At 46.3% G+C, this 17,841-nt stretch carries 19 protein-coding genes and 1 pseudogene; 7 read left to right on the top strand and 13 right to left on the bottom strand.

Annotated elements, in window-relative coordinates; translation table 11 throughout:
- Window positions 1–240: 240 nt before the first annotated feature.
- Entirely contained in the window at window positions 241–1,038 is a 798-nt protein-coding gene (locus A8990_RS05625; protein ID WP_116188037.1) for a class I SAM-dependent methyltransferase, read from the bottom strand.
- 257 nt (window positions 1,039–1,295) lie between these two features.
- A complete protein-coding gene (msrA, locus tag A8990_RS05630; protein WP_245995855.1) occupies window positions 1,296–2,264 on the bottom strand; it encodes a peptide-methionine (S)-S-oxide reductase MsrA in 969 nt (322 codons plus the stop codon).
- Window positions 2,265–2,393: 129 nt separating this feature from the next.
- On the opposite strand from msrA, the gene A8990_RS05635 reads away from it, so the two are divergent.
- The gene (locus tag A8990_RS05635) at window positions 2,394–2,981 is read left to right on the top strand and encodes a YjgB family protein (protein ID WP_116188038.1); all 588 of its coding nucleotides are present in this window, start codon (window positions 2,394–2,396) and stop codon (window positions 2,979–2,981) included.
- Between the two features lie 59 nt (window positions 2,982–3,040).
- Here A8990_RS05635 and A8990_RS05640 read toward each other — a convergent pair whose 3' ends face one another.
- The gene (locus A8990_RS05640) at window positions 3,041–3,373 is read right to left on the bottom strand and encodes a thioredoxin family protein (RefSeq protein ID WP_116188039.1); all 333 of its coding nucleotides are present in this window, start codon (window positions 3,371–3,373) and stop codon (window positions 3,041–3,043) included.
- Window positions 3,374–3,635: 262 nt separating this feature from the next.
- On the opposite strand from A8990_RS05640, the gene A8990_RS05645 reads away from it, so the two are divergent.
- The 4 genes from A8990_RS05645 (at window position 3,636) to A8990_RS05660 (ending at window position 8,088) form a co-directional block, all read left to right on the top strand.
- On the top strand, window positions 3,636–4,274 hold the full coding sequence (locus A8990_RS05645) for an HD domain-containing protein (RefSeq protein WP_116188040.1): 639 nt from the start codon (window positions 3,636–3,638) through the stop codon (window positions 4,272–4,274).
- A 183-nt stretch (window positions 4,275–4,457) separates the two neighbouring features.
- Window positions 4,458–5,906 (top strand): spore germination protein, encoded by a 1,449-nt coding sequence (locus A8990_RS05650; protein ID WP_116188041.1) that lies wholly within the window; start codon window positions 4,458–4,460, stop codon window positions 5,904–5,906.
- Window positions 5,907–5,938: 32 nt separating this feature from the next.
- A complete protein-coding gene (locus A8990_RS05655; protein ID WP_116188042.1) occupies window positions 5,939–7,027 on the top strand; it encodes a GerAB/ArcD/ProY family transporter in 1,089 nt (362 codons plus the stop codon).
- Window positions 7,024–8,088 carry a Ger(x)C family spore germination protein gene (locus tag A8990_RS05660; protein ID WP_116188043.1) on the top strand — a complete coding sequence of 355 codons (1,065 nt, stop codon included), beginning with the start codon at window positions 7,024–7,026 and terminating at the stop codon, window positions 8,086–8,088. The genes A8990_RS05655 and A8990_RS05660 overlap by 4 nt, the downstream gene beginning before the upstream one ends.
- A gap of 40 nt (window positions 8,089–8,128) precedes the next feature.
- Here the strand turns inward: A8990_RS05660 and A8990_RS05665 are convergent, their stop codons facing one another.
- From A8990_RS05665 to A8990_RS05710, 10 genes are all read right to left on the bottom strand, one after another.
- The gene (locus A8990_RS05665) at window positions 8,129–9,310 is read right to left on the bottom strand and encodes an MFS transporter (RefSeq protein WP_116188044.1); all 1,182 of its coding nucleotides are present in this window, start codon (window positions 9,308–9,310) and stop codon (window positions 8,129–8,131) included.
- 102 nt (window positions 9,311–9,412) lie between these two features.
- Complete coding sequence (locus tag A8990_RS05670) at window positions 9,413–10,063, bottom strand: FMN-dependent NADH-azoreductase (RefSeq protein ID WP_116188045.1); 651 nt, start codon at window positions 10,061–10,063, stop codon at window positions 9,413–9,415.
- Between the two features lie 87 nt (window positions 10,064–10,150).
- A complete protein-coding gene (locus A8990_RS05675) occupies window positions 10,151–10,441 on the bottom strand; it encodes an ArsR/SmtB family transcription factor (protein WP_116188046.1) in 291 nt (96 codons plus the stop codon).
- Between the two features lie 170 nt (window positions 10,442–10,611).
- Entirely contained in the window at window positions 10,612–11,511 is a 900-nt protein-coding gene (locus tag A8990_RS05680; RefSeq protein WP_116188047.1) for a LysR family transcriptional regulator, read from the bottom strand.
- Between the two features lie 88 nt (window positions 11,512–11,599).
- A complete protein-coding gene (locus tag A8990_RS05685; protein WP_116188048.1) occupies window positions 11,600–12,538 on the bottom strand; it encodes a hypothetical protein in 939 nt (312 codons plus the stop codon).
- A gap of 148 nt (window positions 12,539–12,686) precedes the next feature.
- Window positions 12,687–13,247, bottom strand: coding sequence for an NADPH-dependent FMN reductase (locus A8990_RS05690; RefSeq protein WP_116188049.1), 561 nt, complete (start codon window positions 13,245–13,247; stop codon window positions 12,687–12,689).
- A gap of 36 nt (window positions 13,248–13,283) precedes the next feature.
- The gene (locus tag A8990_RS05695; RefSeq protein WP_116188050.1) at window positions 13,284–14,282 is read right to left on the bottom strand and encodes a type I glyceraldehyde-3-phosphate dehydrogenase; all 999 of its coding nucleotides are present in this window, start codon (window positions 14,280–14,282) and stop codon (window positions 13,284–13,286) included.
- Window positions 14,283–14,448: 166 nt separating this feature from the next.
- The gene (locus A8990_RS05700; RefSeq protein ID WP_116188051.1) at window positions 14,449–14,823 is read right to left on the bottom strand and encodes a hypothetical protein; all 375 of its coding nucleotides are present in this window, start codon (window positions 14,821–14,823) and stop codon (window positions 14,449–14,451) included.
- A 178-nt stretch (window positions 14,824–15,001) separates the two neighbouring features.
- A complete protein-coding gene (locus tag A8990_RS05705) occupies window positions 15,002–16,135 on the bottom strand; it encodes a copper amine oxidase N-terminal domain-containing protein (RefSeq protein ID WP_116188052.1) in 1,134 nt (377 codons plus the stop codon).
- Between the two features lie 146 nt (window positions 16,136–16,281).
- A complete protein-coding gene (locus A8990_RS05710; RefSeq protein ID WP_116188053.1) occupies window positions 16,282–17,136 on the bottom strand; it encodes a serine/threonine protein kinase in 855 nt (284 codons plus the stop codon).
- 97 nt (window positions 17,137–17,233) lie between these two features.
- Between A8990_RS05710 and A8990_RS05715 the strand changes: the two genes are divergently transcribed.
- Both A8990_RS05715 and A8990_RS05720 read left to right on the top strand, forming a co-directional pair.
- Window positions 17,234–17,419, top strand: a complete 186-nt coding sequence (locus A8990_RS05715) for a hypothetical protein (RefSeq protein WP_147306778.1) — start codon at window positions 17,234–17,236, stop codon at window positions 17,417–17,419.
- 236 nt (window positions 17,420–17,655) lie between these two features.
- Window positions 17,656–17,841: pseudogene (locus A8990_RS05720) on the top strand (IS4 family transposase); the annotation flags it as partial.

Genomic DNA, 17,841 nt, shown 5'->3' on the forward strand with positions numbered 1-17,841 from the left:
TCCGATCATTGTACTGGTCCAAGATATGGTTGCGGGGGCTAGCACGTAAGGCGCGCCGTTCGATACGAGCACATTGGCAGACGGACCCCCTCACCATCGGAAGGGCTGTTGATGTGGTCGGAGCCATACCTGTTGCCCCGGTCAAGCCCGTAACTCCCGTAATTCCTGTAACTCCCGTAACTCCCGTAACTCCCGTAGGCCCTTCTTAGGTTCTAACCTACTAACATCTTGGGACGCGATTTACTTCCGGCATATAAAGATAAGTTCATGGTGGTCTGCGGTAGCCGGTTCGTCGCTGAAATCTCCGAAGATCTGTATGTCGTTGAAGCCTGCGCGCTCAAGCATCAGCACCAGCTCGTTCTTCGTAAAGTCTTCCGCTCTTTGCGTGTGAACTTCCTCCTTGATAAGAACTCCTTCGTGCCACAGCCGGGCTCGCATCTGACGGGTGGCGACGTTCTCCAAAGGATCTGTCTTAAGCGTCCGTGCAGCTAATTCCAGCTCCATTCCGTCGACTAGGTGCTGGCGCTCACTGGATGCAGGCCATTCCTCGGGTTCAGCCTGCCTGTACTGGGGCAGCCTAGCCAGCCAAGCGGGCGGATCGTTCCATCGCACCGTATAGTTGAATGCGAACGTGCCGCCTGGACGCAGATGCTCGTAGCAGCGCTGCATAGCTTGCATAGTTAGACGATGCTCTCCACCGAGACCAATCACACCGCATGCAACGATCGTCATGTAGCGTCTGGGCAGATCCAGTTCATGCATTGCCTGTGCATAGAGCCGGGGCGAAAAGCCTTCTTTCGCTGATCGCTCCTTGGAGACTGCAAGCATATCTTCCGAATAGTCGCAGCCATCCACGTCCAGACCAGCCTGCAAGAAGCGAAGCAGCAAGCGTCCGCCACCGCAGCCAAGGTCAAGCGCCGGTTGTCCGGACGTCTCGATCAGCTTCTTGTAGTACGCGGTTTCCGGACCATCTTGCGTCCACAATTCGGCATGCGCCCGGGCGACAAGGCCATAGTGCCATATTTGAGGTTGTTGCATATTGGATGACCTCCATCCATATTGTTAATGTCGCATAATGTATTCGTATGTCTATCCAGAAGATGATATTATGTCAAATTTGTTTATACCTATATATTCCTGTTGTTCCGTTTGGGAAGACTATCAAACCGCTCTACGAGCTGGTTATCCCGGCCAAATCGGCCGTGCTCCATAATGGCGAGCAAAGCCAAGTGTTCCATACCTCTGATGCGATTTAATGCGTCATAAGTCGAAAAGTAAAACGACGACGCCTGGATCTAATCGATCCAGGCGTCAAAAAACCGCATATAGCGGCCGTACCCTTCCCTCTCCAATTGCTCTACCGGAATAAAGAGCAAAGAAGCAGAATTGACGCGGTATTGCGTCTTGTTGCGATCTTGGACCAGGTGACCCAGATGCGATTTGGATATTAGACTGCGCAGCGCTGTTCGTACCTGACCATTGCTTAGATCGGATTCTTTCCGAATCCAGCCCTCTTCGATGGGCTTCGAGAAGGTCGGCCAGCCGGTTCCCGCATCGTACTTGTCCTTGGAGCTGAACAACGGATCGCCGTTAACGACATCGACATAAAGTCCTTCACGTTCGTTATTCCAATATTCGTTCTGAAATGCAGGCTCTGTCTCCCTATTCTGTGTAACGCGATATTGCAGCTCCGTTAATTTCTGACGCAATTGATCCTTGTCTTTCTTCGAATTCCAGCTTCGTTCGTAGAATTCTTCTCGTCCGCTGCCATCATGATACAAATTGTAGGATCTTCGATGTGTATTGTAGTAATCCTGATGCTCATCCTCTGCTGGAAAGAACTCCACCGCGGGTACGATCTCGGTCACAATCGGCTTCTTGAATCGTTTGCTCTTCTGCAGCGCTTGCTTAGAGGCTTCAGCCTTCTTGCGCTGTTCCTCATTATGTACGAATATCGCGGTTCGGTACGATAAGCCTCGGTCTCCGAATTGTCCGCCACGATCAGTGGGATCAATCAGCTGCCAATAGATGTCAAGCAGTCGCTCATAAGGAAACAATTCCGGCTGAAATGTAATTTGAACAGCTTCGGCATGACCTGTCGTTTCCGTACCGACCTCTTGGTAGGTCGGATTTAAGGTATGGCCGCCTGTATACCCGGAAATGACAGAGATAATCCCGGGGAGCGTGTCGAACGGCTGCACCATACACCAGAAACAGCCTCCTGCAAATGTAGCGAGCTCTGTATTCATAATTGCGTTATCCATTACAAATGCACCACCTCTCTTAACCTTATTGTAACTATTTCGTTACTCATTTGTAACGAACTCCATTCGTGTATCGGATAAGATGAGCATGTAAGAAACAGTTGGTCCAACAATGAGGAGGAATTAATAATGAACGTATATACATCTATGAAAAAAACGGCGGTTGCTGCGGTGGTTGCCGGAACCTTGGCTCTGTCCACTGTCGCTGCTGTACCGACTTACGCATCAACCACAGCCGCTGCTCCGGTTGACGCCCATACGAAGGCTTTCGAAACGCTGATGAGCTTCTACAAACCGGCTCTCCAAGGCCAGTTCCCGAATTTCCACGGCTTTACGCTCGGTTCGACCACGCATGGAACGGTTATTAAGGCGCTAGGCGAAGCCGAAGACCCGGCAAAAGATGCTGATGGATTCGACGTTTATCACGCAGAGATGGGACATCCCGGCTACGCGATAAACTACAAGCTGAACAAAATACGGGAAATGCGCTATTTCGGAACGAACGTCGAGCGCCAGACTAACCTTGGCGGCATTTCTGTCCGCATGCTCGTTCAGCACTGGGGCACGCCGAATGAATCGGTTCTTATTAAATCGGGCAAACTCGTACAAAAGAAAATCACTTACGTCCGTGGCAAGTACCAACTTGAATTCATATTCAATGGCACGACCGGAACGGGACTTGACCATATTAACCTCGTTACCAAGTCGGTTAAGTAATTAGGCAAAAGCAAAAAAAGACAAGGCATGCTCCTCATGAGCATGCCTTGTTTCCATTGTTAACAAGTATCACCCATAGCCGCATATCGAAGGACAGTCTGGCGCGACACGTCCTTGCTTTGCAGACCAACTAAGGTTTCCACTTGATAACCATCCTTAAATAGCATTATTGTCGGTGTGCTTGTTACGTGATATTCATTTGAGATTTCTTGTTCTTGACGGATATTCACTTTAACAACGGTAGCAATATGTCTCAGTTCTTCAGCTAGCTCCTCGGCAATAGCAGACTGTTCTCGACAGGCGTCGCATTCGGACTCAAAAAATTCAACGAACGTAAGTCCAACATCTATTTGGTCCTGAAAATTATCCTTTGTTAAGGAAATGACCTCCATCGTAATTCCTCCTCGTTGTATTTATCTCATCTGTTTGCCGTCATCGTTCGGGCAACTTCATTCTATGAAATTCAGCATGATGGATCAATCTCAACGTTTCAATAGAAATGATAGATGAACTAAATGGATTGCTAACCTCCGATAACCATTCTGATTGATTAGTTCCTTCTATCGTTTTAATAGAAACAATGAAATTGATCTATGCATTTTATAGATTTACACTGAGTGTGCAAGACATCATCCAACTCGGGAGGTCATCTTAATGCCGAATACGATTGCTAATATTGTTATACCGGATAGTCGGCTTGCTACTCAGGCAGCGGAGTTGCTGCGAGAACATGGAGACGAGTTACTATGGAACCATTCCAATCGCGTATTTCTTTTTGGCGCCCTTCAAGGACAAAAGGCCGGCTTGAAATTCGACGCAGAGCTGCTTTATATTAGTGCATTGTTCCACGATTTGGGTTTAACCAAGAAGTTCAGCAGCCCAGATAAACGCTTCGAGGTTGACGGAGCAAACGCTGCCCGCGATTTCCTAAGGTCTCATGGCGTACCTCAGGAATCCATCCGCCTTGTCTGGGATGCGATCGCGCTTCACACGACGATTGGAGTCGCTCAATACAAGGAGCCGGAAGTTGCGTTGATCTATTCCGGTGTCGGATACGACGTTATGGGCGAGAATTTCGAAGCACTTTCAGCTGAGGTTCGGGAACAGGTCATTGCCGCATTCCCTCGCAACAACTTTAAACAGAAGATTCTGCATGCGTTCTTGGAAGGATTCAAGCATAAGCCGGAAACTACATTCGGCAACATCAAGTCTGATGTATGCGAACGATTGCTGCCAGGTTACCAACGCCCCAGCTTCTGCGACTGCGTACTTCATAACCACTGGAACGAATAGATCATCCAATCGAGCTGCTTTTTTTGCAGCTCGATTTACTCATTCCCTCATCCGACTCCCTATCTATATTTCTCGTTTGCATGACCGGGTATACGCAGCAGCTCAAGGCGACAGATAAGCGTATAAGTACTTCTCTTAAGGACATAATGATACAAAAAGCGACAGGAAAAGGCTGGATTTTGCATGTTTACAATCCCTAAAATGTGGGAGGAATTTAGGGAATCCTCTGATTTCGTTTATCTGCGCCAATCTAATAAAAATGAACAATATTTGATCTGCTTTCTTAAATCCATTACGGATACGAACACGCTCAACGAACAAATTCTTGAATTTATCAGCGCGAACAACGGTCTTCACTTCAATGAGTTATTCGAGGAGCTGCCTATCGCAGAGAAAGAACTCTCCTCCGACTGGGACGCGATAAGGAATAAATTGCTTGTCGGATATGTAGCCGTTCAACATGCCGCGAGTGCTCAAACCATCTTGCTTAATGCGTCCATATCGAAAGGACGTACGGTATCTAAACCCGAAATCGAATTCAATGTCGAGGGTTCCAAGGAAGCTCTTGTCGAATCCTTGGATGTGAATCTGAATTTGATTCGCAAGCGGTTACCTGTTGCTTCGTTACGAATCAAAGAACTCCAGGTCGGAGACCTCTCTAAGTCGAGAGTTGTAATTTGTTATATGGAAGACATCACGAATGAACAATATGTGCAAACCTGTCTGCAGCGAATAGGGGACATACAGTTCGATACCATCTCGGATATCACCATCATTCAACAAATCATCGAGGACAATTCAAACTCTATCTTTCCGCAGATGCTTGGGACAGAACGGACGGATCGTATTGTATGGGGGTTGACTTTGGGGCAGGTTTGTATACTCGTTGACGGTTCACCGAATGCGATCCTTGGCCCCGTTACACTCGAGCATTTCTTCACTTCGTACGAAGATTATTTTCTGCCCTGGATAATCGGATCCATTATTCGCATGATCCGCATTACATCCGTTCTGTTCTCCATATTAGCGTCTGCCGTGTATGTCGCAGTGCTGACTTATCATGGTCATGGAATATCAAATTCGTTCTTGCCAACGATTATCGCTTCACGAATTAATGTTCCTTTTCCACCGGTTGTTGAGGTTCTCATCATGGAGCTGGCCATAGAGCTTCTAAGAGAAGCAGGAGCGAGATTACCGTCTAAAATTGGACAAACCATTGGGATTGTCGGCGGTATCGTACTCGGAACCGCAGCCGTTCAGGCCGCGCTGACAAGCAACTTTCTGCTGATCATCGTCGCTTTGTCTGCCATGGCTTCTTTCACAACGCCTGTTTTTCGAATGAGCAATACGATACGCATCCTTCGATTTCCATTTATCCTCTTTGCTCAAATGTGGGGGTTGCTCGGGATTTTCTTATGCAGCGTAATCGTTGTAACGCATCTTCTGCGATTGACTTCCCTAGGGATGCCGTATCTGGTTCCGTTCTACCCGTTACGATTGAAGGGTTTAACAGATACAGTAATCCGTCCACCCTACTCCAAATTGCATCATCGACCAGGGTTCTATAGGACTAAGAATCCGGTCAGGTATGATAACAGAAAGTCCAACTTGAAAAAAGATATCGACGAGTAACAACTGGTCTTTGGGCAAGGAGGTAAGTCGCTTTGACTTCACGCATACAAGAACGCAATACCGTCTCTCCTTATCTCACTTTCGTTATCGTTCATGCCATGCTCTTCGGAATCGACTTTCTGCTCCTTACCATTAAGCCGGTCCAAATGGCAGGCCAAGATGCCTGGACGGCCGTCTTGCTGTGCTCCGCTGGCATTCATATTGTCATTGTCATGATGTACAGTTTCCTTAACCGTCATCAGACGGATCTGATCCACATTCACATCTTGCTGTTCGGCAAATGGATGGGATGGATGCTTAATATCCTATTTGCGGGCTATTTTCTGCTCGTTACGGTCTATCAGCTGCGGCTATTCATTGAAGTGATCCAAGTTTGGGTGTTTCCGGAAATGAAAACGTGGTCACTGGCACTGGTGCTGCTCCTCATCGCATTCTACATCGTTTCATGCGGTTTTCGCGTAATTGTGGGCATATGTATGTTCAGCCTGTTGAACACCATTCTATTTTTGACGATTTTTTTTATGATTCCATATTTTCATTTCAACAACTTATTGCCTGCCATGAGCCATTCCCCTCATGATATTTTCGGGGCAACGAAGGAATTAACCGCTTCCTACATGGGAATCGAAATCATTCCATTCTGCTATCCGTTTATTAAAACACCGAGAAAATCGCAAAAGTGGGCGCATTGGGGAGTTCTATCCATGACGTTCATCTATGTTGTGGAGGTCATCTTCGCCGTCATAACCTTCAGACCGGAGCAGTTATCGAATGAATTATGGCCGGGGTTGACTAAATACAAGTTCATCCAGTTCCCGTTCGTTGAACGATTCGAGTTTATCGGATCTTCAGTTACGGTGCTGCGATTGTTCCCCATCATCTGTCTGTGCATATGGGTTGCCAGCCGCATCATGAAGTTTACGTTCTCCATCAGGCAAATAAGAGTTCTGCCGGTTTTGTTAGGTGTCGTGTTTGTCGCAACCTGTTTCATTCCGAATCGGATCGGAGTAGACGTCGTTCAATCCTGGATCAAGCTGTCGGGAATTAGCGTGATATTCGGTTACTTCCCTTCTCTCTTTTTATTCGATATCCTCAGAGCAAAGGTGAAGAAAACGAAGTGAAACGGACCTTCTGCATGGTGTTAATGATCTGTGTGCTATTGACGGCTTGCGTCAAGCAACAAATTCTAGAAAGAATCAACCTGTTTATCGTCGCCGGATTCGATGAAATATCGAGAGACCAGCTTGAAGTCACGTTAGCGGTACCTCAGTTTCAAGCAGGTAAGCCCGAGACCGTGACAGACCAAATGTACTCGAGAACAGGTCACACAAGCACCGGAATTCGGGACACCATAGCTACGCAAATGGACAAACCATTGCAGCCTGGCAAGCTGTCCGTTGTCATATTCGGGAGCGCCAAAGCTGCGAGCGGACTGAAAAAGGAGCTCGATATTTTGCTGCGCAACGCTTATTTCTCGCGCAAGATCTACTTGGCCGTCGTTGAAGGAAAGGCCAAAGAGTTACTGAGCGAAGATTTTAGCAAAAAAGATGAAAAAGGAATGTTCCTCTACCAGCTTCTTGATTCGAATACGAGGAAAGGCGCACTTCCTGGCCAAAATCTGCATGAATTTGAATATGCGCTTGTAGGAAAAGGAATGGACTCCTTCTTGCCGATTCTTCAGTTTCATAACGACCGTATTGCCGTTACCGGTACTGCCTTATTCCATAAGGACAAGTACGTCGCAGCGCTGGACCTCAACCAATCAAGGCTCATGAAGCTGCTGCTGCAAGACATGAATCAAGGATTCTACGAAGTAAAACTGGACAATGGATTGTTCCTGGCAGTAGAAAATGTGGGCTCTAGCGTAAAATATCATCTCAAGAATAAAGCCATTACGATCAACCTGTCCATGAAGGGCAAAATAAGAGAAGCAGAGGGGTACCCTACTTCAGATGAGCATCTCCGCAGCTTAACGAAACGATTCAAACAGCAGCTCATTCAAGAGGAGACGGAACTAATCAAAACTTTTCAAAAAAACGCGATCGATCCTCTCGGCTTAGGTGACTTCGCAAGAAGCCGAACTCGTCATTGGAACGAAGAAGATTGGATGCGCCAATATCCGATGATGAACGTGGATGTAGATGTACAAGTCAATATCATGGAAAGCGGGATCAGACAATAGAACGAGCCGGATGACCGCTTTCCTTATCTCATCGCTAGTGTTATGACGCGAGTTTTTTCTTTAATTCCGATTGATTCTTCAGAATGCCGCTTGTTATGAAATAGAATAATGCACCGACAAAGCACAGAGCCGCAAATATGGCGACCGCGATGAAGCCGTTAAAAGTCGCATAGATCAAGCCTGCAATCCAGGAGCCGATTGTTGTCGCAGCGTACATGATGGAATTGCCCATGCTTGATATCGTGCCGCGGATAGTCGGATTTAACGAGGTTAACAGTCCCATGATTAACGGAAATGCGATTCCCATGTTCAAGAAGATGAAGAAGTATACACCATCGAAAGCCGCTACCGAGGGTAAGAAAGGCAAGATGACAAAACATACGGTGGCGAGAAGAAAGCCCCCAACCAGCGTGTTAAATCGATTAAACCTCTGAACGGCATAAGCACCGCCAAAACTCCCCACCAGATTACCGATACCCAGAAAGAACATGACGAATCCTACCTGTTCAACCGTGAGATCAAAGCGATCCGTCATCCATTTGCCAATGAAAGCAAAGCCAGCCATGAATCCGCAATTAAACAAGAAATGTCCCATGAAAGCTCTTCTTGCAATTCTGCTTGTGAGCAGCGGGAGATATCTTGAGAAAATCGGCATTCTAGAGCTTGTAGCCTGGTTTGGCTTCATCGACGGTAATGATTTATGGATAAACATGGACACCACGAGTGAACAAGCGCCGATTACAAAGAATGGATAGGACCAATGGGTTGATGCGAGCAGCCCTCCAATTGGGATGCCGAATGCTTGAGCGGTGGCCAAGCCCGCCATTACGATACCGAATACTTTGGCGTTCTTGGACGCAGGGAACAGAACCGGTATGGATGCCCAGACTTGCGGTGATGTAAATGCTGCGCTGATCCCAGCCAGAAGCCGGAATAGAAACATCGACCAAAAACCGGTGGCAAGTCCGCATAAAATGGTGGAGATTGAAAAAGCAATCATCCCGTAAAACATCACTTTTTTGCGATCCCAACCATCGGAGAGCGGTCCGGCAATCAATGCGAATATGGCATAACCTAGTGCGTATGCCCCCACCATCCATCCGGAATACTGGGTCGGGATATCAAACAATTCCTGTAGGGTTGGGATTAAGGGCGAGATCAAAAATGTATCCGTGCCGATAAAAAACATGATGGTGAATAATAATGTAGTCAACTTGCCCATTCTGAATCACCCTTTCCAATTTGTTCGGCAGTTCAAAATATATTGAACTACCGAACAAAAAAAGAAGATCTCTAGATCGTAATAGAACGTATTAGAACGCGCTTAATGACTTACGGTTACTGCAGACAGATGTTTTGCGGCATCCTCGACGCTGATGTACGCTTCCGTCAGAACCTCTTCAGGGTTTAAGATCGATGTTCCTTGTGCTCTTACGATTTGATAATCCTTTACGCCCAGGAAGTCGAACATGGCCTTCAGGTATTGATGCGAGAATTCCACCGCTGTGTACCAGTCGTTATTTGTATAAACTCCCCCGCTGCCTTGTATGACGAGAAGACTTCGCCCATCATTTAATAATCCGACCGATCCTGATTCCGTAAACTTGTAAGTTTCTCTAGGAACGATGACGTGGTCCATGTAGTCTTTTAGTTTGGATGGAATATTGAAATTATGCAAAGGCATGACGATAACGTACTTCCGCACTTCTTTGAACTGTTTAAGAAGCTCGTTAGCGACATCAATAATGCTCTGTTCCGAATCTTGGAGCGGCATCCCTTTCGCGATTTTCTCGCGTGCTTGAAGGTAAGTCCGGTCGATCAGAGGAATCTCGTCTTCATAAAGATTAATCTGTTCGATGGTCTCAGCAGGATTCAGCTGCTTGTACACCTTCAAAAAATGTTCCAATACTCTCAAACTAAATGAATCCTCGGAATCCACTTTTGGATGCGCGTTGATGATAAGCATTTTAGCCATGGCCATTCACTCCTATAATTTCTCTAGTTAGTTGCTCTTTTTGTTCATTAGTTCAATAACTATTGAACTAATGAATGTAAAAACGTACTACAACGTATCCAGAAATCCGGGCAAGTACGTTTGAAAGGTCTCCATCTGGATACTCATATACCTCGTTTGAGCTTCTTTTCGCACCTTTATCAATTTCGCCTCCCTCAAGGTACGTAAATGATACGAAGTATTCGACTTTGAAGTCCCTTTGACGTCCCCTACTTCTCCGCAATTCATCTCTTTCTTGCTGGCGTATAGATTCCGTATAATCTCCAATCGTGTCTCGTCAGCCAAAGCCTTAAATATTCTGGCCCTATGCTCATTATTCAATCTTTTGTCAGTTGTCATAAAACCATTGTACTAAGAAAACTTCTGAAATCAAGATCATAGCTAACAAGTCGGCTTGATAAGAGTAACCTCCCTTCTTCGCTCCCACAACTTCATTCTAAGAATTTCAGCATCATTGATCAATCTCAACATTTCTATATAAACGATAGATGAAATAGATCAAAAGAATCTTACTTTGTTTTCACTAAATTAAGCTCAAGCGCACTTTGTCTAATGAGGTCAATTAATTCCCTGACTGCCGTTTCCAAATACTTTTCCTTTAAGTAAACGATGCCCACTTCCCTGGTTAACGAAGGATTCGCAATCGGAATGGCAACAAGTCCTTGACGCTCATACAAATGAAGTAAAGTCCTGGATAGTATCGTTACACCGGCTCCGGATTGGATAAGCTTCAACAAGGAATTGATGGTTGTTGTCTCGATTTTGGGTAACAGCTTGAAACCTATGCCAAAACTAACCGCATCAAGCATTTGCCGGCAACGATAGGTGTTCGGAAACATGATCAGGTCTTCATGGCGAATCTGATCGAATTCAACATAGGTATTTCCAGATAAGGGGTGGTCGTCTCGCATCACGAAGTAAAATTCCTCTTCATAGATAGGAATTTTCCCAAACCGATCATCGTCTTTCAATAGTATGGTGACGCCAATATCGGCCTCTTCGTTTAAAATCGGGGCTACTACATCTTCGGAACCGATAACTCTGATTTTCAAATTCGGATGATCGCGAGAAAACTCTCCCAGCACGCCTGAAACGAACTCATTTATTTCACCAATCAATACAGCGACGGAAAGCTCGCCCCGTTCCATTTGACGCAACTCGTTGATTTCGTTACGGAAGCCGGATAGCGCTCCGAAAATTTGCAAACAATATTTCAATAAAATATCTCCGCTCGCGGTTATCGTGATTTTTTTGCCAATTCGATTAAATAAGGGGACTCCGACTTCGTCTTCTAACAGCTTAATCTGATAACTCAATGTGGGTTGGGAAATCCCTAGCTGCTCCGCTGCCCGCGTAAAGTGCAGATGCTCGCAAACAGCTCTGAAACACTCCAATTGTCTGAACTCCATCTTAGTTCGCCTCCGTGACTCGAAACATGCACATCGTTATGATACATCAAAAACCATCGTCTTATTAGCTGACGATGGCTCTTGAAAGTTATTTTAGTACGGCGTTATTCGCTTCCATATGCACTGCGGCTGCCTGTTTCATTCTGAATTGGCGATAGGCTGCAGCTAAACACATTAAAACGCCTGCTGTAACAAAGACGCCAATTGGGAACCACCAAGTCCCCCATGCCGGAAAAATTAATGGCATTAAAGAGACGCCAAATGCACCGGGTAGAAGAGCTTTGAACAACTTGCAAAGCATCAGAGTTATCAGCACATTGACAATACCGACCAATAGGATGGAATCTGGAAACAAGCGATAAACGCCAACCGAGAGAATAGCCGTTAATGTCGCTACCGCCAATGGTGTCGGGATCTTGCGCCATCCAAATTTGGGTGCATGAAAGACTTCAAAAAGTAACACAAATATAGGCGGAACCAGCAATACTTGAATCTCTGCAACGTAAGCTAATCCAATCCACAGACATAAAATCACGCTCATTATAAATGTATCAGTCTTTCTCCGAAAGTGCTGAGTACCATTAGGCAGCTCTTCTTGTCTTTTCATTTTAAGAGCGCCTAACATGATTAAGAACGTAAAAATCGTCGTTGTGATTGCAAACACATAATCATGGAGCCCCAAGAAGAAAGGCAGCAAGCCAGCAGGAATTGTCGGCGCAAAATGAACTCGAAACAGATGCATGAGAATAATGATAATGATTAAATATAGCCAAAGCTTCAACAGCGGTGAGATGCTCATTTCGTTCAAAGCCGTGCCTAAGAATGCAGCCAAACTCGGCGATATCCACAAGTGAATCGGTCTCTTGATCCAATTTGGTACCGGGAATGCCATCACGCCGATCGCCATTCCGGCGATCTCCGGAAACAGAATATCCTTCTGCCCGAGAACGATCGAACTAACAAGCATCAGAATAATGACTAGTAAAGCCGCAACAACATTTTTGTACTTCAGAAGATTTCTTGGCATCTCGATCTCCCCCTTTATTTATGCCGATGCCTTATTCTAAGAAATCTCGAATGATTGATCAATGTCATTGTTTCAATGAAGCTGATAGAAAATATAGATCAAAAAAAAGCCGCGAATTGTCGCGGCTTTTTGCTAGCTATCGATTTACTTATTTGCGCAGTTGCTGCAATGCTCCGGACCAAGCTACCACCTGATCCAACATGGCGTTTACTGTCGCTTCTTGATGCGGCAAGGGTTTAAATACGCTGTAATTCTCAAAATCATCACGAAGTGAGAGAGCAACTTGCGCACGAACGTCCGCGATTTGGAGCTCACCCATAATAAGCCGCAAATTTTCTACAGCTCGAGATCCCCCAAGACTGCCATACCCGACGAAGCCTGCAGCTTTATTGTTCCACTCCAGAAATAAGAAATCGATTGCGTTTTTGAGAGCGCCCGATGTCGCATGGTTGTATTCCGGAGTTACGAATACGTACCCATCAAAGGAACCAATTTTTTCCGACCAAGCTTTTGTATGTGGTTTGGAGTAGGGCTGTCCCATAGCCGGTGGAATCGGCTCATCATACATCGGCAAGTTAAACTCTGCGATATCCACCAGTTCATACTCAGCGTCATTTCTCTTCTTAGCAATATCGTATGTCCAGCGAGCTACCGCCTCTCCGTTACGGCCTGGACGCGTGCTTCCAATAATAATCCCAATCTTGATCATATCGTTACCTCCGTGTTGTGTTCATGTCTAAATCGATTATTTATTCGCCAAGAAAGCAGCCACTTCCGCCAGTCGCGTAGCGAAGCCCCATTCATTGTCGTACCATGTCGCAACGGACAAGAGCTCGCCTTCTACATGCGTGAGCGGCAGATCAATGATCGACGTATGCGGATCACCGACAATGCGCGACGATGCCCATTCTCCTTCAAGTACATCCATGACACCTTTCAGGTCGCCTTCTCTCGAGGCGCGTCGGAACATATCGTTCACTTCCTGCACGGTGCATGGCTTCTCTGTAATCAGATTTAGCTCGGCGATGCTGCCTGTGCGGGTAGGTATGCGGTACGCTTTGCCGGTAATCTTCAGTTCCGGCCAGATGAACTTGAGAGCCTTGGCCGCGCCGGACGAAGACGGGATGATGTTCTCGGCCGCTGCCCACGAGTCCCGGCGGTCGCGCATCGGTTGATCCGTCAACGATTGCGTGTTCGTATAGGAATGGACCGTAGAGAACAACCCGAATTTGATCCCATAGTTTTCTTTGACCAGTTTCACAACGGCAGCCAAAGCGTTAGTCGTGCAGCTAGCTACGCTGATGATTCGGTGCTTGTCGGGATCAAAACTGTCGAGATTAATGCCCTTCAGCAGTACGGCGTCGCAATCGTCGAGGGATTTGCTTGGTCCGCTGATCAGGACACGCTTCGCTCCATGGTCGAGATGTACCTGTGCGACGGAACGGATAACGGCACGGCCGGTGCAATCGACGACGAGATCCACGCCAAGTGCCTTCCAATCCGGCACTTCCTGTGAAGCATTAATATAAAGAATCTCTCGTCCGCCAATGATCATCGCACCTTCTTTGGCGGATACTTCCTCATGCCAACGCTTATAGTTGGAATCCACTTCGAACAGCGCAGCAAGCGTGCCTTCGTCCTTGATATCCGATACAGAAACCGGAACGAAGAGCTTATCCTGAAGCGCTACGCGCAACAGTATTCTGCCGATGCGTCCAAATCCGAATATTGCGATTTTGCCCATTGTTCAACCTCCATTTGCATTTGTTTTCAACGTGAATAGTGTGCACATATTTAGCCGCTCTAAGTCCAAGAATATTGTGAAAAAAAGGAAAAGGGATCAATACCTTGTCATTGAATCTGACAAGAAATTGATCCCTTTTCGCATCTTCAAAATTAGCTAGCGATACTCATCTAATGATTCGGCCCAGCCTATTTCGGTTAAACGGAATCGGAGCATTGTTGTTGCTGCCGCTCGCTTGCTTCTGCTCGACCTCGTGCAGCCGCTCCGTCAGCTCTGCGAACCATTCTTCGTCACGTGTGGCGAGCGCCAGCTCGATAAAGTCTAGGATTGGCTCCTCGTAATCCAGCACCTGCACCGCGGGCTGCTCCTTGATCCAACTGCTCAACACGGCGACCGTAGTGCCGACCGCCAGATCGTGATCGGATTGAACGACATAGACGCTTGCAACATTATGTTTTTCTTTCATCGATGTAATAAATCCTTGAATAAGTTCCCCGTCCTTCGTTCTGCCTTGTACCCAATCACTGATTGCAAAGCTCATCCTCAGCACCACCTGTCGTTATAATGGACAATTTAACTGTATCACATTTGATTACAGTTGAGTTGAGAAAAGAGGACGTTGCTTAAGCAAGCTGCCTCGGCTATCCGTCCTTCTTTTTCCTTGTTACTGTAATTATATTGGTTACAGTTAAAAATGTCAATGCGTTCAAACGTTCGAATTAAGAGGTTTGAGCGGTTACTTTGACATCGTCAAAGTAAAGTGTAGTCAACCCTTCGTATCCCGAATCGGCTCCGATTAGAACATAAATCTCGCCTTTCGCATTCGCGGTCACCTTAGCGCTGTAGTTAAATTCTACACGCTGATAACCATCTTGATCCGCATTAGGTTTAGCGGCGTTGCCGATGACTTTAACATCCTTGCCTCCGACTCCTTGACTGCCGATATCCACATTCATTCTGTAATATTGAGATCCCGATGAAGTTGTTGGAACAGCTAATGGTTCTTCAGACAGAATGCCAGCCTTCAAGAATATGGACTCCGCAGGCGATCCGCCAATACCGATCATTCCTCCGCCTGCATCGGTGTACATCGCAAACTTCAAATTGACGTTATAGGAAGTATTCGGTTTGAAGCCGCTGATGCCTTTGGAAAGATACATAAACAAATCGTCGCTCCGATTATGTCCCGAGAGCTTCAATCCGTAATTGGAAGTGTTTTTGTCGACAGGGAGCAATTTATGAGCAAAATCCAATTCGTAAATTGCTTTATCATAATCAACCGGCAAATCGGCAAAGCCCCCCTTCCAGCCTTCCATTTCCTTCGTAAATTGATAATTGAAGTCTAAACTATGGGGAGTTTGCGACGGATTGGATAATGTAATCTTATGGGTTGAAGGCTCCCATTGCAGCTGGGTGCCCAGCAGAGCAGCTAACGATCGGGCAGGAACGAACACGGTGCCTTTTGTCTGGCGGACCTGCTCGGGCAGTTTGATTTTCTCTCCCTTGGCATTCACGGCATAGGAAGAATTAATCGTGTATTTAACATTGCCGAAGCCTTTACCTGTCAACGTAATCTGCTGGCTCTCGCCATTCCAACTTAACGATGCACCTAGTGATTCAGCTGCAGCCCTAACGGGAACCATCGTAGTTCCGTTTGTAACGAACGGGGCTGCCGACAGGATATGATTACCTGAGTTATTGCTATAATTAACGTCATTAATTTTGAAAGTGACAGCGGCAGTTGGAGCCCCGCTAGCAGCTGAATTTTCTTCTCCATGTACGACTGGCGCGCTGCCTGCCGAAATGACGGCGGCAACGATGAGACTGGACAACATCAGATTCTTTCTATTCATGATTCATATACTTCCTTTCTGCTTTGATGTTGATCTAGACGCAGCGATGAATAAAAAGGTTACAAGTCACCTGACAATGGAAGATTTTGTTGTCGAAATTACCAACCATCTGCGGTTACCCAGGAAATATTATTGTCTTTCGGCAATTAATCAGCCATGCCAATCGAAGTCAACACGTCTTCAAGTTCCCGCTCACATTCTGCAGCCGTACGCAGGTTGCCTGCAAGTAGACTTTGTACGAAAGCTTCTACATCCGGGTTAAGCTTAAGCTCCTCTTCCCAGGACAGCTCCTCCTGTCCTTCATTTGGTGAGTAACCAGTGTATATTAGAAACAGGAACAGGTGGCCAAGGCCATATAAATCACTGGTCGGATCAGGGACCCGCATCCTCTCCTTCACTGGTCCCCAACTGTCCACGAAACCAGATAACCCTCTGCTGTTGTCAATGTCATCATGTTCTTCGCTCATTGGAGCTTTACCGATACGACAGGCTAAACCAAAATCAATCAAATAGATACGATCCCTGTGAGCGAGTACGTTCCCAATACTAACATCCCGGTGAACATAGCCGGTTTCATGCATATGAAGAATTGGACGTAACAGTTGCTGGATGATAAGCAGAGCTTCCCTCTCGCTATATGTCCTTCCCTGCTCTATGATCGAATACACGAGACTATCGCCCTCTACAAGCTCCGTGATGAGCACTTCTTCGTTCCGATTCTCGGTATAATTCAACCATTTAGGAATTTGCGGATGATCGAAGCGCCGGAGAATATCACTCTCCTGCTCTAGCATCATTCGAGCGATTCTCTGCTTGCTTGGCTTTGCGCGCTTCATGAGAACCGATGTTCTTGTCATCAGATCGGTACAGCGATATGTTTGTCCATAGCTGCCCATGCCAATGAACTGATCAATCCGATATCTGCCCGCCCAGACCGTACCTTGTCGTAACGGAAAATCCATCCAGTCGCATCTGCATTGCCGCCACCACTTCGTCAGCATCCGAGTCCCTCCCTACAAAATGAAACATGATCTCTTTTACTACGTATTATCCGGTGAGTAAGTCTCAAGCGCTTACACCATAACTTAGGAGGGAACAATGATGTTAAGACACCTTCTTAATCGACTCTTAAGCTCTCTGACTGGCAAAAAGAATTATGGCCCACAAGGTCATTACGGTAATCATCACAGCAGCAGCGATAATAAGAAAGGGAATTACTACCCATCACAGCATTCGAAATACGGTCATGGACACTACAAGAAGAAGTATGGCAGCAGCAGCTAGCACTCAGCGAACATCACACAGCAAAAAGCACACTGCACACAGCAAAAAGCACACAGCAAAAAGCCACCTGGCTAGGCAATGTCATTAAGTTAAGGTGTTGAACCAAATATCTATGCAAAGGAGCAGGTTATCGAAAGATAGCCTGCTCCTTTTTTGCGTGAAAAAGAGTAAAAGAACTTGACAAGCAGTTGAAAATGTGTGGCGAAGCCCCTTGAAAAAACGAGGAGGTTTCGCCCATGAATACGTACGCGAATTCACTAAAACAAAAGCTGACATCCCTTATTCAAGAAATGTCAGCCGCACCAGCACTGTATGTCAAAAACCCCGAAAAAGACTTTACGCGAAAGAAAAAGTTACCCTTTGAAACGGTTATGCAGCTCCTGATCTCAATGGGCGGAAACAGCCTATACAAGGAGCTCTTG

This window comes from Paenibacillus taihuensis, from assembly GCF_003386535.1.
Classification (GTDB): domain Bacteria; phylum Bacillota; class Bacilli; order Paenibacillales; family Paenibacillaceae; genus Paenibacillus_Z; species Paenibacillus_Z taihuensis.

Bases quoted from the DNA above. Each gene is read 5' to 3' on its own strand.
- A8990_RS05625 (WP_116188037.1), bottom strand. From the start codon at position 1,038: ATGCAACAACCTCAAATATGGCACTATGGCCTTGTCGCCCGGGCGCAT.
- msrA (WP_245995855.1), bottom strand. From the start codon at position 2,264: ATGGATAACGCAATTATGAATACAGAGCTCGCTACATTTGCAGGAGGC.
- A8990_RS05635 (WP_116188038.1), top strand. From the start codon at position 2,394: ATGAACGTATATACATCTATGAAAAAAACGGCGGTTGCTGCGGTGGTT.
- A8990_RS05640 (WP_116188039.1), bottom strand. From the start codon at position 3,373: ATGGAGGTCATTTCCTTAACAAAGGATAATTTTCAGGACCAAATAGAT.
- A8990_RS05645 (WP_116188040.1), top strand. From the start codon at position 3,636: ATGCCGAATACGATTGCTAATATTGTTATACCGGATAGTCGGCTTGCT.
- A8990_RS05650 (WP_116188041.1), top strand. From the start codon at position 4,458: ATGTTTACAATCCCTAAAATGTGGGAGGAATTTAGGGAATCCTCTGAT.
- A8990_RS05665 (WP_116188044.1), bottom strand. From the start codon at position 9,310: ATGGGCAAGTTGACTACATTATTATTCACCATCATGTTTTTTATCGGC.
- A8990_RS05670 (WP_116188045.1), bottom strand. From the start codon at position 10,063: ATGGCTAAAATGCTTATCATCAACGCGCATCCAAAAGTGGATTCCGAG.
- A8990_RS05675 (WP_116188046.1), bottom strand. From the start codon at position 10,441: ATGACAACTGACAAAAGATTGAATAATGAGCATAGGGCCAGAATATTT.
- A8990_RS05680 (WP_116188047.1), bottom strand. From the start codon at position 11,511: ATGGAGTTCAGACAATTGGAGTGTTTCAGAGCTGTTTGCGAGCATCTG.
- A8990_RS05685 (WP_116188048.1), bottom strand. From the start codon at position 12,538: ATGCCAAGAAATCTTCTGAAGTACAAAAATGTTGTTGCGGCTTTACTA.
- A8990_RS05690 (WP_116188049.1), bottom strand. From the start codon at position 13,247: ATGATCAAGATTGGGATTATTATTGGAAGCACGCGTCCAGGCCGTAAC.
- A8990_RS05695 (WP_116188050.1), bottom strand. From the start codon at position 14,282: ATGGGCAAAATCGCAATATTCGGATTTGGACGCATCGGCAGAATACTG.
- A8990_RS05700 (WP_116188051.1), bottom strand. From the start codon at position 14,823: ATGAGCTTTGCAATCAGTGATTGGGTACAAGGCAGAACGAAGGACGGG.
- A8990_RS05705 (WP_116188052.1), bottom strand. From the start codon at position 16,135: ATGAATAGAAAGAATCTGATGTTGTCCAGTCTCATCGTTGCCGCCGTC.
- A8990_RS05710 (WP_116188053.1), bottom strand. From the start codon at position 17,136: ATGCTGACGAAGTGGTGGCGGCAATGCAGATGCGACTGGATGGATTTT.
- A8990_RS05715 (WP_147306778.1), top strand. From the start codon at position 17,234: ATGATGTTAAGACACCTTCTTAATCGACTCTTAAGCTCTCTGACTGGC.